This window comes from Leisingera sp. ANG49 (assembly GCF_059694505.1).
The window spans coordinates 549,187-563,421 of sequence record NZ_JCATZN010000003.1 but is presented as its reverse complement, the minus strand read 5'-3'; the positions used below and the strand labels follow the sequence as shown (position 1 = coordinate 563,421).

Annotated in this window: 20 protein-coding genes; 13 read left to right on the top strand and 7 right to left on the bottom strand. The window is 64.3% G+C overall.

What is annotated here, in order from left to right; all coding sequences use genetic code 11:
- The first annotated feature begins 76 nt into the window (after positions 1-76).
- The 4 genes from def (AC58NV_RS13075) (at position 77) to AC58NV_RS13060 (ending at position 2,373) form a co-directional block, all read left to right on the top strand.
- Positions 77-595: a peptide deformylase gene (gene def / locus AC58NV_RS13075; RefSeq protein ID WP_497227519.1), complete on the top strand. Its 519-nt coding sequence runs from the start codon at positions 77-79 to the stop codon at positions 593-595.
- Positions 596-608: 13 nt separating this feature from the next.
- Positions 609-1,106: a peptide deformylase gene (gene def / locus AC58NV_RS13070; RefSeq protein ID WP_497227518.1), complete on the top strand. Its 498-nt coding sequence runs from the start codon at positions 609-611 to the stop codon at positions 1,104-1,106.
- Positions 1,107-1,218: 112 nt separating this feature from the next.
- The gene (gene fmt, locus AC58NV_RS13065) at positions 1,219-2,124 is read left to right on the top strand and encodes a methionyl-tRNA formyltransferase (protein WP_497227517.1); all 906 of its coding nucleotides are present in this window, start codon (positions 1,219-1,221) and stop codon (positions 2,122-2,124) included.
- A gap of 12 nt (positions 2,125-2,136) precedes the next feature.
- The gene (locus AC58NV_RS13060) at positions 2,137-2,373 is read left to right on the top strand and encodes a GlsB/YeaQ/YmgE family stress response membrane protein (RefSeq protein WP_497227516.1); all 237 of its coding nucleotides are present in this window, start codon (positions 2,137-2,139) and stop codon (positions 2,371-2,373) included.
- Positions 2,374-2,382: 9 nt separating this feature from the next.
- Here the strand turns inward: AC58NV_RS13060 and AC58NV_RS13055 are convergent, their stop codons facing one another.
- The 5 genes from AC58NV_RS13055 to ispH form a co-directional block, all read right to left on the bottom strand.
- Positions 2,383-3,006 carry a trimeric intracellular cation channel family protein gene (locus AC58NV_RS13055; RefSeq protein WP_497227515.1) on the bottom strand — a complete coding sequence of 208 codons (624 nt, stop codon included), beginning with the start codon at positions 3,004-3,006 and terminating at the stop codon, positions 2,383-2,385.
- Positions 3,007-3,022: 16 nt separating this feature from the next.
- A complete protein-coding gene (gene rnhA, locus AC58NV_RS13050; protein ID WP_497227514.1) occupies positions 3,023-3,484 on the bottom strand; it encodes a ribonuclease HI in 462 nt (153 codons plus the stop codon).
- On the bottom strand, positions 3,477-4,076 hold the full coding sequence (locus tag AC58NV_RS13045; protein ID WP_497227513.1) for a class I SAM-dependent DNA methyltransferase: 600 nt from the start codon (positions 4,074-4,076) through the stop codon (positions 3,477-3,479). Before AC58NV_RS13045 ends, rnhA begins: the two co-directional genes overlap by 8 nt.
- A 23-nt stretch (positions 4,077-4,099) precedes the next feature.
- On the bottom strand, positions 4,100-4,714 hold the full coding sequence (locus AC58NV_RS13040) for a LysE family translocator (protein WP_497227512.1): 615 nt from the start codon (positions 4,712-4,714) through the stop codon (positions 4,100-4,102).
- A 102-nt stretch (positions 4,715-4,816) separates the two neighbouring features.
- Positions 4,817-5,767: a 4-hydroxy-3-methylbut-2-enyl diphosphate reductase gene (ispH, locus tag AC58NV_RS13035; protein WP_497227511.1), complete on the bottom strand. Its 951-nt coding sequence runs from the start codon at positions 5,765-5,767 to the stop codon at positions 4,817-4,819.
- A gap of 143 nt (positions 5,768-5,910) precedes the next feature.
- Here ispH and AC58NV_RS13030 point away from each other — a divergent pair, with 143 nt between their 5' ends.
- Positions 5,911-6,375, top strand: coding sequence for a c-type cytochrome (locus AC58NV_RS13030; RefSeq protein ID WP_497227510.1), 465 nt, complete (start codon positions 5,911-5,913; stop codon positions 6,373-6,375).
- A 64-nt stretch (positions 6,376-6,439) separates the two neighbouring features.
- Here AC58NV_RS13030 and AC58NV_RS13025 read toward each other — a convergent pair whose 3' ends face one another.
- Entirely contained in the window at positions 6,440-7,009 is a 570-nt protein-coding gene (locus tag AC58NV_RS13025) for a LabA-like NYN domain-containing protein (protein ID WP_019296609.1), read from the bottom strand.
- Between the two features lie 135 nt (positions 7,010-7,144).
- On the opposite strand from AC58NV_RS13025, the gene folK reads away from it, so the two are divergent.
- The 5 genes from folK (at position 7,145) to AC58NV_RS13000 (ending at position 11,871) form a co-directional block, all read left to right on the top strand.
- Positions 7,145-7,714 carry a 2-amino-4-hydroxy-6-hydroxymethyldihydropteridine diphosphokinase gene (gene folK / locus AC58NV_RS13020; RefSeq protein WP_497227509.1) on the top strand — a complete coding sequence of 190 codons (570 nt, stop codon included), beginning with the start codon at positions 7,145-7,147 and terminating at the stop codon, positions 7,712-7,714.
- 93 nt (positions 7,715-7,807) lie between these two features.
- Positions 7,808-8,161, top strand: coding sequence for a DNA-directed RNA polymerase subunit omega (rpoZ, locus tag AC58NV_RS13015; RefSeq protein WP_039186722.1), 354 nt, complete (start codon positions 7,808-7,810; stop codon positions 8,159-8,161).
- A gap of 36 nt (positions 8,162-8,197) precedes the next feature.
- Positions 8,198-10,333, top strand: a complete 2,136-nt coding sequence (locus tag AC58NV_RS13010) for a RelA/SpoT family protein (RefSeq protein WP_366660882.1) — start codon at positions 8,198-8,200, stop codon at positions 10,331-10,333.
- Between the two features lie 43 nt (positions 10,334-10,376).
- Entirely contained in the window at positions 10,377-11,018 is a 642-nt protein-coding gene (locus AC58NV_RS13005; RefSeq protein WP_497227508.1) for a DUF2062 domain-containing protein, read from the top strand.
- Between the two features lie 106 nt (positions 11,019-11,124).
- Positions 11,125-11,871: a pyridoxine 5'-phosphate synthase gene (locus AC58NV_RS13000; protein WP_497227507.1), complete on the top strand. Its 747-nt coding sequence runs from the start codon at positions 11,125-11,127 to the stop codon at positions 11,869-11,871.
- 76 nt (positions 11,872-11,947) lie between these two features.
- Here the strand turns inward: AC58NV_RS13000 and AC58NV_RS12995 are convergent, their stop codons facing one another.
- Entirely contained in the window at positions 11,948-12,685 is a 738-nt protein-coding gene (locus tag AC58NV_RS12995; protein WP_497227506.1) for a hypothetical protein, read from the bottom strand.
- Positions 12,686-12,775: 90 nt separating this feature from the next.
- Between AC58NV_RS12995 and AC58NV_RS12990 the strand changes: the two genes are divergently transcribed.
- Genes AC58NV_RS12990 through acpS form a run of 3 tightly spaced genes read left to right on the top strand, consistent with a single transcriptional unit; the run spans position 12,776 to position 14,204 of the window.
- Positions 12,776-13,354, top strand: a complete 579-nt coding sequence (locus AC58NV_RS12990; RefSeq protein ID WP_497227505.1) for a MarR family winged helix-turn-helix transcriptional regulator — start codon at positions 12,776-12,778, stop codon at positions 13,352-13,354.
- 2 nt (positions 13,355-13,356) lie between these two features.
- On the top strand, positions 13,357-13,776 hold the full coding sequence (locus AC58NV_RS12985; RefSeq protein ID WP_366660877.1) for an ABZJ_00895 family protein: 420 nt from the start codon (positions 13,357-13,359) through the stop codon (positions 13,774-13,776).
- A complete protein-coding gene (gene acpS, locus AC58NV_RS12980) occupies positions 13,773-14,204 on the top strand; it encodes a holo-ACP synthase (RefSeq protein ID WP_497227504.1) in 432 nt (143 codons plus the stop codon). Before AC58NV_RS12985 ends, acpS begins: the two co-directional genes overlap by 4 nt.
- Positions 14,205-14,235 lie beyond the last annotated feature (31 nt).

The following is a 14,235-nucleotide window of genomic DNA, read 5'->3' as shown; positions in this document are numbered from 1 at the left end:
CAGCGAAGCTAACCGTTGCGGCGGCGCGTGCAAGGGGGGCGTTGCGATGGGGCTGCTGATCGCATACATGAAGCACATGAAAAGACCGATCCTGATCCACCCCGATCCCCGCCTGAAAAAGGTCTGCGTGCCTGTGCCGGACTTGAGCGATGAGTTGCGCGCGCTGGCGGATGATATGCTGGAAACCATGTATGCCGCGCCCGGCATCGGCCTGGCGGCGCCGCAGATCGGTATCCTGCAGCGGCTGATCGTGCTGGACTGCGTCAAGGAAGAGGACGGCGAGCCGCGCCCGCTGGTGATGTTCAATCCTGAGATCATCTCCTCATCTGACGAGACCAATGTCTACGAGGAAGGCTGTTTGTCGATCCCGGATCAATATGCCGAGGTGACCCGCCCCAAGGTGGTGGAGGTCGAATGGATGGACCGCGACGGTAATGCGCGGCGGGAGACCTTTGACGGGCTGTGGGCGACTTGCGTGCAGCATGAGATCGACCACCTGAACGGCAAGCTGTTCATCGATTACCTGAAGCCGCTGAAGCGCCAGATGATCACCCGCAAGATGCAGAAGCTGAAGCGCGAACGCGCCCGCGCCTGAGGGATAGCCCGACATGACCGTCCGTACCTGCCTGCCCTGGCCTGACAAGCGCCTGCGCACCGAGGCTGATGAGGTGACAGAGATCACCGACGAAATCCGCGGCATCTGGAATGACATGGTCGACACCATGGACGCAATGCCGGGCGTGGGCCTGGCTGCCAATCAGATCGGCGTGATGCTGCGGCTGGCGGTGGTGGACGGCTCCACCGGGCGCGGCCGGGCCGTGAAGCTGGCGAACCCAGAAATCCTGCATGCCTCGGTCGAGCTGCGCGAGCATGACGAGGCCAGCCCCAACCTGCCGGGCGTTTCGGCCAAGATCAAACGCCCGCGCGCGGTGACCGTCCGGTTCATCAACGAGCAGGGCGCGGTGGACCGCAAGGATTTTGTCGGCATCGAGGCGACCTCGGTGCAGCACCAGATCGACCATCTGAACGGCAAGATGTATTTCGACCGCCTCAGCAAGGTGAAGCGCGACATGCTGATCCGAAAAGCGAAGAAGCTGAACGGCTGAAACCTGAATTCATTCCCGGATCGCATGCGGTCCCTTTTGCGTCCGGCGACGGACTGCAAGGCGCTCCGGGGAAGGGCATGGCGGGCAGATTGCCCACCCTACGGAGGCATAGATGCGCATCATCTTTATGGGAACGCCTGATTTCTCGGTGCCGGTGCTGGATGCGCTGGTGGAGGCCGGGCACGACATTGCCGCCGTCTATTGCCAGCCGCCACGGCCTGCGGGCCGCGGCAAGAAGGACCGTCCAACCCCCGTTCACGCCCGCGCCGCGGCCTTGGGGCTGCAGGTGCGCCACCCGGTCTCGCTCAAAGGCGGGGAGGAGCAAGGAGCCTTTGCGGCGCTGAATGCGGATGTGGCGGTTGTTGTGGCCTACGGCCTGATCCTGCCGCAGGCTATTCTGGATGCGCCCCGGCACGGCTGCATCAACATCCATGCGAGCCTGCTGCCGCGCTGGCGCGGCGCGGCGCCGATCCACCGGGCGATCATGGCAGGCGATGCGGAAACCGGCGTCTGCATCATGCAGATGGAGGCAGGGCTGGACACCGGCCCGGTGCTGTTGCGCGAGGCCACCGCGATTGGAGCGGAGGAAACCACCGCCCAACTGCATGACCGGCTTTCGGGGATGGGGGCCGGACTGATCGTTGAGGCCTTGCGGCGCCTGCCGGGGTTGACACCGGAAGTGCAGCCCGAAGAAGGCGTCACCTACGCGGAGAAGATCGACAAGGTGGAGGCTCAGATCGACTGGTCCCGTCCGGCGGCGGAAGTGGACCGCAAGATCCGCGGATTGTCGCCCTTTCCCGGCGCCTGGTGCGAGATCGAAGGCCAGCGGGTCAAGCTTCTGGCCTCACGGCTGGCAGAGGGGCAGGGCGCGCCCGGCGAGGCGGTGGACGACGCCCTGACCGTGGCGTGCGGGACCGGCGCAGTGCAGCTCTTGCGCTTGCAACGGGCGGGCAAAAGCGCGCAGGATCCGGATGTATTCCTGCGCGGCTTCCCGGTTCCGAAGGGCAGCCGCCTGTAACCGGAGGGTCTGATGCCCATAATAGCCCTGATCATCATCGGCGCCGCGGCGGGTTTCCTGGCAACCCGGCTGATGAAACTGGAAACCGACATCATCACCACGGTCTGCATCGGCATGGCCGGGGCGCTGGTCGGCGGCCTGGTGCTGCGCGCGCTGCTGGCGGTGATGGGCTTCATGGCAGGTTTCGTGGGCGCGGTGCTGGGCGCTCTGCTGCTGATCTGGCTTTGGCAGAAATACGCCCAGCGCTAGCAGCCCCGTCTAGCTGCGCGGCGGGCGGCTCTTGTAAACCGGCAGGTGCCAGCCGAATGTGATCGAGCCCGCGCGCAGGGTCCAGCAGACGATGGCGCAGGCGAGCAGGGCAAACCTCAGCTCCAGCCCTGCCGAGATTGCCAGCACGGCGGTGATCGCGCCGGCCATGGCGCAGGTGATGTACAGCTCGCCCTGTTTCAGGACCAGCGGCACCTCGTTGCAGACCACATCGCGCATCAGCCCGCCCAGCGAACCGGTGGCCATGCCCATCAGCACCACGATCACCGGCCCCTTTCCCAGCGCAATCGCGGCGCCGGTGCCGGCGGGCACGGCAACCGCCAGGGCAAAGCTGTCCAGCCAGATCACCCAGCGCAACCGGCTTTCCACCAGATGCGCGGTAAAGAACACTACCACCGCGGCACCCGCCGCGAGCAGGATGTAATTCGGATCGCCGATCCAGAAAACCGGATCACGGTTCAACAGCAGATCCCGGACCGTGCCGCCGCCGACCGCTGTCAGGCAGGCGACGAAGGCAAAGCCGACAATGTCGAGCTGCGCCCGGCTGGCGACCAGCGCCCCGGTCAGGGCAAAGACCAGCACCGAGGCGTAGTCGAGCAGGGTCAGAAAGCTCATGCGCAGGCCCTGCGCATCAGGCGCTTTTCTTCTTGAAGGGGGCCATTCCGGCCCTGGCCAGCTCATCCGCGCGCTCGTTTTCGGGGTGGCCCGCGTGGCCCTTGACCCATTCCCAGGTCACCTTGTGGCGGGCTTGCGCCTCGTCCAGCCGCTGCCACAGCTCGACATTCTTCACGGGCTTCTTGCTGGACGTCTTCCAGCCGTTCTTCTTCCAGCCGAAGATCCAGCCGGTGACGCCGTTCTTCACATAGGCGGAGTCGGTCACCACGGTGATCGTGGACGGCCGCGCCAGGCTCTCCAGCGCGTTGATTGCGGCCAGCAGTTCCATCCGGTTGTTGGTGGTCTCAGCCTCGCCGCCCCTCAGTTCTTTTTCTTTGACGATGGTGTCACCGTCCATGGCGCGCAGCAGAACGCCCCAGCCGCCGGGGCCGGGGTTTCCAGAGCAGGCGCCGTCGGTATAAGCAAATAATTCAGGCATGCGCCGTCAGTACTACGAACTCCTGGGCAGTGCCAGCCAGTCCTTTGCCCTCGCCGCGGCGGCTGCCAAGGACCGTGAAACCGGCGGTTTCGAGTTTTCCGCGCAGTTCTTCCTCGCTGTAGTAGGCATAGAACCGGCCCAGTTCATCGCGGCCCTCGCTCTCGCCCAGTTTCATCGCCAGGCATAGTGTCCCGCCAGCAGTCAGGGCCCGGTGCGCGGCGGACAGGTGAATGGCCAGCTCTGCCCGCGGCACATGCAGCAGGCTGAAATAAGCCCAGATGCCGTCAAAGACCGCCTCTGCGTCCAAGGCCTCAAACCCTGCGACCGTAACTTCGACCCCATAGGCGGCGCGGGCGGCTTCCGCCATTTCCGGCGAGGCGTCCAGCGCCGCCACCCGGTAGCCCGCATCCCGGAACCGCGCTGCCCAATGGCCGGGGCCGCAGCCGAGGTCCAGCACTGTGCCGTCCCCGGGGAGCCGGGCGGTGAAAGCGAGATAATCAGCTTCTTCGCCTTCATCCCTGCGGCCCGTAAAGCACTCGGCGTAGTCCGCGGCACGGTCGTCGTAGACACTGACGGTTCTGTCGTCGCTCATCTGGTTGTCTCCGGCCTATGCATTCAGGCGCGCTCCGCGGCTAGCCGGGCGGCGAGGCCGGCAAAGACGGCGGCAAAGCCGCGGCTCATCCATTTCAGCACCCGCTCGCTGTTCAGAAGGTAGGTGCGGGCCTGGGCGGCAAACAGTCCGTAGAGCACGAAGATGGCAAAGGTCATCGCCATGAACACCAGCCCCAGAACGGACATCTCCAGCGTGGCGCTGGCGGGATTGCCGCTCAGGAACGGCGGCAGCAGCGCCAGGAAGAACACCGACAGCTTGGGGTTCAGGATATTGATCAGCGCGCCGCGCCAGGCGATTTTCCAGCCGGGCTGGCTGGTGCGTTTCGAATCCACTGCCAGCACGCCGCCGCTGCGCAGGGCCTGCCAGGCGAGGTACAGGAGATAGGCAACACCCGCGGCCTTGACGATTTGGAACAGCAGGGCAGAGCTGTGCAGCACCGCCGCCAGCCCCAGCGTGGCAGCGGCCAGATGCGGAACAATGCCGAAGGTGCAGCCGATTGCGGCCCAGATGGAAGCGCGCCAGCCTTGGCCGAGGCCAAGCGCCAGCGTGTAGATGACGCCCGTGCCGGGCGCGAGGACGACAATAAAGGCGGTAATCAGAAAGTGCAGCGTGATCATCAATATGGCTCCAGAAATAGTGCCCGGGGACTAATGCGTAGCACGGTTAGCCCGAAGCGGGTGCAATTTCTGTAACCTGGGTTGCTTTCAACGGGCTTTCAATCACGCAGGCTGCCGCAACACGCGGGGCACCTTGAATTCCACCGTCTCAACCGCGGTTTCCACCACTTCGACCGTGACGTCATAACGCTCGCGGAAGGCATCGATCACCTCGTTGACCAGCAGTTCGGGGGCAGAGGCGCCGGCAGTGATGGCGACCGAGCGGATACCCTCCAGCGCGCGCCAGTCGATGTTTTCGGCGCGCTGCACCAGTTGGGCGTAGCCGCAGCCGTTCTTGGCCCCGACCTCCACCAGACGGCGGGAGTTCGAGGAGTTTGGCGCGCCGACCACCAGCAGGGCATCCGCCTTGGGCGCCACCGATTTCACCGCCTCCTGGCGGTTGGTGGTGGCATAGCAGATGTCTTCCTTGTGCGGGCCGATGATGTTGGGGAAACGCTCTTCCAGTGCCGCAACGATGCCCTTGGTGTCATCGACCGACAGGGTGGTCTGGGTCACATAGGCCAGACGGTCCGGGTCGCGCACTTCAACCGTCGCCACATCAGCCGCGGTTTCCACCAGCAGCACCTCGCCCTCGGGCAGCTGGCCCATGGTGCCGATGGTTTCCGGGTGGCCCTTGTGGCCGATCATGATCATCTGCAGCCCGGCCTCGGCGTGGCGCTGCGCCTCGATATGCACCTTGGAGACCAGCGGGCAGGTGGCATCGACATAGATCATTTCACGCGCCTCAGCCGCGGCGGGCACCGATTTCGGTACGCCATGCGCGGAGAAGATCACCGGCCGGTCGTCGGGGCATTCGTCCAGCTCCTCGACAAACACCGCGCCTTTTTCGCGCAGGGAATCAACCACGAATTTGTTGTGCACGATTTCATGGCGCACATAGACCGGCGCACCCCATTTGCCGATTGCCATTTCGACAATCTTGATGGCGCGGTCCACTCCGGCGCAAAAGCCGCGCGGTGCGGCGAGGTAGAGGGTCAGGGCTGGCTTGGTCATGGGCGTCTCCTTGCGCGCCAGAGGTAAGCACTTCAGGCCGCGAGGTCCAGTGCTGCAGGCGCCTCACGCGGATGTGATTTCAGCTTCCAGCGCCGGAAGGCGGCAGGGAGTGCTATGGTAAATGAGGACGGGAGGCGGAATTAATGCGGGCAATCACAAGGGCTGCGGCTTTGGTGCTGGCGGGCGGTGGCGGCGTCGGGCTTGCAGCTGTGCAGGGGCAGGCAGCAGGCATCCTGCCGTATGACGAACCGGCTGCCGTCGAAGCGGGCAGGGCGGTCTATGATGAAAATTGCGCCAGCTGCCACGGCAGCACCCTGCAGGGGGAGCCGGACTGGCAGTCAAGGGACAGCGAAGGGTATCTGCCCGCACCGCCATTGGACGGGACCGGCCATGCGTGGCACCATCCGGATGAGCAGTTGCTGGAAGTTGTCAGGAAAGGCGTGGCGGCGATTGCCGGCAATGGCTACAAAAGCCGCATGACCGGCTTTGGCGGCGTGCTGAGCGAAGAGGAAATGCGCCAGGTGCTCGCCTATGTCAAAAGCCGCTGGCCTGCGGCCACCGTTGCCCGCCACAATCAGATCAACAGCCAAGGGCACGCGCACAACTGAGTTGTTCCGGAACAGGCGCCACCCCATCTGGCGTCTGTTCCGGGCTGTTTTCCAGCGTCTCCGATCAGCCGTGGGCGGCTGTCGCGGAGCGCGGCTCGCTCTGCTCGCGCGGCGGGCGGCCGATCACGTCGCGCAGCTCCTCCAGCTCGATGAAATTGTCGGCCTGGCGGCGCAGGTCGTCAGAGATCATCGGCGGCTGGCTGCGGATGGTCGACACCACCGAAACCCGAACGCCTTGGCGCTGCAGGCTGGCAATCAGCGGGCGGAAGTCCCCATCGCCCGAGAACAGCACGATATGGTCCACCCGCGGCGCCAGCTCCATGGCATCGACCGTCAGTTCGATGTCCATGTTGCCTTTGACTTTGCGGCGGCCCATGCTGTCGGTGTATTCCTTGGCCGGTTTGGTGACCATGGTGAAGCCGTTGTAATGCAGCCAGTCGACAAGCGGCCGGATCGGCGAATACTCGTCGTTCTCGAGCAGAGCGGTGTAATAAAAGGCCCGCAGAAGCTTGCCGCGGCGCATGAATTCCTGCCGCAGAAGCTTGTAGTCGATATCAAACCCAAGCGCCTTCGCTGCGGCGTATAGGTTTGATCCGTCTATGAACAGCGCGAGCCGTTCGTCCTTGTAAAACATCAAATTTCCCTTCCGGTATATCCGCTTCGGCCGGGGAGTCCGTGAGTGAATGCCTGAAATCGGCGAAACGGGTAGACTTAATGTAAGTTATTTGTCATTTGCCGCAAGTATGCTGTCCGTTGAATGGGGTCAAAGATGGCCGCAAACCGAAAAACAGCGCTGATTGCTCTTGGCGGCAACCTGCCGGCTGACGCTGATGCGCCTCAGATCACCCTGTCAAAGGCCATTCGCGCGCTGCAGTCGGAGGATATTGCCCTGCGCTGCGTGTCCAGGTTTTTCCAGACGCCTTGTTTCCCGGCGGGGGCAGGGCCGGACTACGTGAACGCCGCGGTTTCAGTGGAAACCGGGCTGTCCGCGGGCGATCTTCTGGCACGGCTGCATCAGGTCGAGGCGCAGTTTGCCAGGGTGCGGGAACAGCGCTGGGGGATGAGGACGCTGGATCTGGACCTGGTGGACTATGATGGCGCGGTGCTGCCGGACGAGGCTGGATACGCCCGCTGGCAGGGGCTGCCTTTGGACCAGCAGATGCAGGAGGCGCCGGGGCAGCTGATCCTGCCGCATCCGCGCATTCAGGACCGCGCCTTTGTGCTGGTGCCGCTGGCTGACATTGCACCGCGCTGGCGCCACCCGGTGCTGCAGAAATCCGTAACGGAGATGCTGGCCGAACTGCCGCCGCAAGACGTGGCTGAGGTGGCACCGCTCTGAGCCGCGCAATGCGTTGTTTTCCGCCCTTGTCAAGAGAAAGATATGGGCGTAAATGTCTGCCTTCTGGACCAGGAATGAAATGGAGAGTCGCTGATGGCCCGCGTGACGGTTGAAGATTGCGTCGATAAAGTGCCCAACCGCTTTGAGCTGGTGATGCTGGCTGCGCATCGTGCCCGCGAAATCTCGGCTGGTGCCCCGATCACCGTCGAGCGCGACAACGACAAGAACCCGGTTGTGTCCCTGCGCGAGATTGCCGACGAGACCCAGAGCGCCGATGAGCTGCGCGAGCGCCTGATCGAAAGCAACCAAACCCAGATCGAAGTGGACGAGCCGGAAGAAGATTCCATGGCTCTGCTGATGGGCGCGGACAACGACAAGCCGGCCGACGACGACATGTCGGAAGAGAAACTGCTGCGCGCGCTGATGGAGGCCCAGGGCCAGGGCTGAGGCGCGCGTCTGGACTTTTGAGGCTGCGGACCGGACATGATTTCCCCTGACGACCTGATTGCTCTGGTCCGCAACTACAATCCCAAAACCAACGCGGACAGGATCGCCGAAGCCTATGCCTTTGGCGAGCAGATGCATGAGGGGCAATTCCGCCATTCGGGCGAGCCCTATTTCACGCATCCGGTGGCGGTGGCCGCCATCCTGACCGAACAGCGCCTGGATGATGCAACCATCATCACCGCGCTGCTGCACGACACCATCGAAGACACCAAGGCCAACTACGAGGAAGTCGCCCGCCGCTTCGGCGATGAGGTGGCGATGCTGGTCGATGGCGTCACCAAGCTGACCAACCTGCAGCTGTCCAGCCGTGAAACCAAGCAGGCGGAAAACTTCCGCAAGCTGTTCATGGCGATGTCCAAGGACCTGCGGGTGATTCTGGTGAAGCTCGCAGACCGTCTGCACAACATGCGCACCATCAAGGCGATGCGCCCGGAAAAGCAGGCCCAGAAGGCACGCGAGACGATGGATATCTATGCACCGCTGGCAGGCCGCATGGGTATGCAGTGGATGCGCGAGGAGCTGGAGGATCTGGCCTTCCGGGTGCTCAATCCCGAAGGGCGACAGTCGATCATCCGCCGCTTTGTGACCCTGCAGCGGGAAACCGGCGATGTGATCCACCGGATCACCGGCGACATGCGGCTGGAGCTGGAAAAGGCCGGGATCGAGGCGGAGGTCTTCGGCCGCGCCAAGAAACCCTATTCGATCTGGCGCAAGATGCAGGCCAAGGACCAGGGATTCTCGCGGCTCTCCGACATCTACGGCTTCCGCGTTATTACCCTCTCTGAGGAGGACGCCTACCGCGCGCTGGGGGCCATTCACCAGCGCTGGCGGGCGGTGCCGGGCCGGTTCAAGGATTACATCAGCCAGCCGAAATCCAATGGCTACCGTTCTATCCACACGACCGTGTCGGGTCGTGACGGCAAACGGGTGGAGGTGCAGATCCGCACCCGCCAGATGCATGATGTGGCGGAAACCGGGGTCGCAGCGCATTGGTCCTACCGGGACGGGGTGCGCACCGAGAACCCCTTTGCGGTGGACCCGGCCAAGTGGATCGCCTCGCTGACTGAGCAGTTCGATGCCGAGGACGACCACGACGAATTCCTCGAGGCCGTGAAGCTCGAGATGTATTCGGACCAGGTGTTCTGCTTCACCCCCAAGGGCGATGTGATCAAGCTTCCCAAGGGCGCCACGCCGATCGATTTCGCCTATGCCATCCACACCCGTATCGGCCACGCCTGCGTCGGTGCCAAGGTGGACGGCATCCGGGTGCCGCTGTGGACCCGGCTCCGGAACGGCCAGTCGGTGGATGTGATCACCGCCGAGGGCCAGACCCCGCAGGTCAGCTGGCTGGAAATCGCCACCACCGGCAAGGCCCGCACCGCCATCCGCCGCGCCCTGCGCGAGGCGGACCGGGCACGGTTCGTGAAGCTGGGCCACGAGCTGGCACGTTCGGCGTTTGAACACGTCGGCAAGAAGGCCACGGATAAGGCATTGGAAACCGCTGCCCGTGCCCTCCGCGCCAGCGGGGTGAATGAGCTGCTGGCGCGGCTGGGTGCGGCAGAAATCACTGCGCATGATGTGGTGCAGTCGGTCTACCCGGAACTGACCACCACCGGCGACAGCGACGAAATTTCCCCGCGCCGCGCGGTGATCGGCCTCGAGCCGGGCCAGAGCTTTGAGCGTGCGGCCTGCTGCCAGCCGCTGCCGGGCGAGCGCATCATCGGCATCACCTACCGCGGCCGCGGGGTGGTGGTGCACGCCGCCGATTGCGACAAGCTGGGCGAATTCGAGGACCAGCCGGAGCGCTGGATGGACGTGCATTGGCACAGCGGCACCCACCCGGCGGTCTATGGCACCACGCTGGAACTGACCATCGGCAACGACGCCGGGGTGCTGGGACGCATTTGCACATTGATCGGCGAGAAAAAGGCCAATATCTCGGACCTTGAATTTGTAGACAGGAAACCAGACTTTTACCGGCTCATGATCAATGTGGAGCTGCGGGATGTGGAGCAGCTGCACTCGCTGATGCTGACGCTCGAGGCGGAAAGCGATGTTGCCGCGGTGGCGCGGTTCCGGGAACGGCCGGAAGAGCGCCACTTTCCGGGGTAAGCCGCTGAAATTCTGAGCCGGAAACTGGGAAGGACGGACAGCTTTGGTATTCAGGCGCCGGGACAGACGTCCGCCCCTCCGGGTGCTGGCGGACTTTCTCTGGCCGCGCGGCGGCTGGGGCCGGGCGTTCCTGTATGTGAAGCACCGGGTGCGCCGCCTGCCTGATTCGCCCGAACGCATCGCCCGCGGCATCTGGGCCGGGGTGTTCACCACCTTCACACCGTTTTACGGGCTGCATTTCTTTATCGCCGCATTCATTGCCCGGCTGATGAACGGCAACATCCTGGCCTCGCTCAGCGCCACCTTCTTCGGCAACCCGCTGACCTATGTGCCGATCGGCGTCGCCTCCCTGCAGACCGGGCACTGGCTTTTGGGAACCGAGTTCGACCAGGAGGTCGACAAATCCCTGGTGGGCAAGTTCCTGGCGGCCGGCGGCGATCTGAAGGACAACCTTATTGCCCTTTTCATGGACCGGCCCGCCGATTGGCAGGGGTTGCACCTGTTCTATAACGAGGTGTTCTATCCCTACCTGATCGGCGGCATCATTCCGGGCGTCATTGCCGCCACGGTCTGCTATCTGCTCAGCCTGCCGGTGATCCGGGTTTACCAGCAGCGCCGCCGGGCCAAGATCAAGGCCAAGTTCGAGGCGATCAAGAAACGCGCCGAGGTCGACACCAGCGTCTGAGCCTGGCACCGGGATTGTACCAATATTGCCTGCGAGCTTGCTCTTGCCCGTTCTGTGCCTAGTCTTTGTGCCAAGCCTTTGACTTCAGACGGATGAGATACCTCTCATGACAGATAAAAAGCTGCGCCTGGGCGTGAACATCGACCATGTGGCCACCGTGCGCAACGCCCGCGGCGGCGCCTATCCGGATCCGGTCCGCGCCGCAAAACTGGCCGAGGAAGCCGGCGCCGACGGCATCACCGCGCATCTGCGTGAAGACCGCCGTCATATCACCGACACCGATATCGACGCGCTGATGGAAGCGTTGAGCGTGCCGCTGAACTTTGAGATGGCCGCGACGGAGGAAATGCAGAAGATCGCCCTGCGCCACAAACCGCACGCGGTCTGCATCGTGCCGGAAAAGCGCGAGGAGCGCACCACCGAGGGCGGACTGGAAGTGGCGCGAGAGGAAAACCGCCTGGCCCACTTCATCGCGCCCCTGCGCGATGCCGGCTGCCGGGTGTCGATCTTCATCGCGGCTGACCGGAAGCAGATCGATGCCGCCCACCGTATTGGGGCGGAGGTTATCGAACTGCACACCGGCGCTTATTGCGACTATCACGCGGAGGGGCGTTTCGAGGACCGCGACCGCGAGCTGGAGGCGCTGCGTGACATGTCCGCCTTTGCCCATTCGCTGGGGCTGGAGGTGCACGCGGGCCATGGCCTCACCTATGAAACGGTCCAGCCCGTTGCGGCCCTCCCGGAGGTGCGTGAGCTGAACATCGGCCACTTCCTGATCGGCGAAGCGATCTTCCGCGGCCTGACACCGGCAGTGCAGGAAATGCGCCGCCTGATGGACGCCGCCCGCGGCTGACAGCCGCCTGACGGATTAGGGCCGGGGCAAGGCTTTACCGCTGCCCCGGCCGGTCTTCACACGCGCATGGCGCGGGTCATTCCAGCTTGCCGGGCAGGCTCAGGTCGCCCGACACAATGTCGAACACATCGGTCACACACAGCAGCGGCGCGTGGATGTTCGCATTGACCTGCAGCCCGGCCGTCACCCCGTCAAACGCCAGCGCCTCAGGCTCCAGAGGCACTGTCAGGCTGACCTCCTTGCCGTTCAGGACCGGAGAGTAGCCGGGGCTGTCGATGTAGAGGGGCAGTCCCGGCCAGGTCGCGGGCAGCGCAGGCGTTGCGCCTTCGGGAATGTCCTTGACCGACAGCATCCCTTCGCCGCAGCCGTCGTTGGCGATCAGCACGACCCAATGGCTGTGCCAGCCGGCCCCGTCATTGGCCAGATCGCCATCTCCGTTCTCGTCGAACAGCGGCGTGTCGTCAAAATCCGGATGCGCCGTGGCCACCAGTGCCAGCGTACCGCTGCCGGCTTCAAAGCCAGCGGTTGAGGGATCCAGCGACAGCGGCCAGACGTAGGCCTGCACCCCGGCACCACCCAAGGAGCCGGTGGCGGCCGGCACCGTGCTGCCAGCCTCGCCGCCGGTTTCCATCCGGAAGGTGACATGCCCGCCGCTGCGGCTGGCATGAACGCTGCGGATGTCGGTGTCCGGTGCAATCCCTTCCTTGGCTTCTGACAGCAGCTCAGCATGGGCAGCGGCATGGCTGCCGCCCGCCTGTGCGGCTTGCCCGGACGCCAGCGCGGCAAGTGCCGCTGCATAAATCGCAAGTTTCATTTCGATCTCCTTGATTTCGACTCGATGTCATATCGATAGTATCGAGTCGAAAGTATTGCAATGGTAATTTTGACTCGCTATCAAGCTTGCATGACAGCGGCATATGAAATCGCCAGCTTGCTTGACCGGCTCTCGCGCCTGCATGGCACCGGGCGCCGGGCTGCCGGGCTGAACCCGGCGCAGGCTTCGGCTCTGGACTATCTTGCGCGGGCCAACCGGTTCTCCAGGACGCCGTCGGCGGTAGCCGACTACCTGTCGGCGACCCGCGGCACGGTTTCCCAGACACTGAAGTCGCTGGCCGCCAAGGGTTTGGCGCAAGAAGGGCCGGGCGGCAGCGACCGGCGCTCCCGGCGCTATGACCTCACGCCGCAAGGCCAAGCCGTGGCTGAAGCACTGGACGCAGCACCGCCAGCGGACTTGACGGACCGCCAGATGGAGGACGTGCGGGATGCGCTGCGGCAGCTGGTCAGGGGCATAATCGAGGCCCGCGGCGGGCGCAGTTTCGGGCTCTGCCGCAGCTGCCGCCATCACCGTGCATCAGTGCAGGGCGCCCATTGCGCTCTGCTGGATGTGCCGCTGCGGGATGAGGAAACAACGCAGATCTGCCAGGAGCATGAGCCCGGCATTGCGGAAAATGCGCGGCCGGATGGCTGCACTGGGAGAGGGTGAAAATGCAAGTCAATCTGATCCGGTACGGGCTTTGGTGGATGGGGGCCTCAGTTGCGATGCTGCTGGCAGGCCTCCTGCTGGCGCAGTTCGGCATCGGCATGCCGGCCGGGCTGGCAACGGTGCTGCCGCCGATGGTGGCTTCGGTTGCCGAAGGCATGCGCATTGCCCGGGCCACCCGCGCGCCTTTGCCGGGAAGGGACGCCTGGGTTTGCGCAGCGGCAATGACCGGGGTGGTGGCGGTGCTGACCGTCATCCAGCTGCCGCTCTACTGGAACAGCCCGATGGTGACCGAGGCGCGGCAGACAATTCCCTTTGTCTATCTCGCCGGGATCTTCCTGCTCCTGCTGGCCGTCATCCTGATGGTCAACCGGCTGTTTCTGGGTCACGGCATCAAACTAGGCCTCAAGCGGCTGGAAGAATGATCCTGGGCATCGGAACCGACCTCGCCAATATCGAGCGCATCCAGCGCACTCTGGACCGCTTCGGCGACCGCTTCCTCAACCGCGTGTTCACCGACGTGGAGCAGCGCAAAGCCGAGCGCCGCCGCGATGTGGCCGGCACCTACGCCAAGCGCTGGGCCGCCAAGGAAGCCTGTTCCAAGGCGCTGGGCACCGGCCTGCGCATGGGCATCGCCTGGAAGGACATGGCCGTCTCCAACCTGCGCACCGGCCAGCCGGTGATGCATGTGACCGGCTGGGCTGCCGAGCGGCTGCAACAGATGACCCCGCCCGGCCATGAGGCGATGATTCACGTGACATTGACCGATGACCACCCCTGGGCGCAGGCCTTTGTGCTGATCGAAGCCCGCCCCATTGAGCCGAACCCGGCGGAATTGCCCGCCGGAACTTGACTTGCCCCCTTCAGGCCCGCATGTAGCCCCG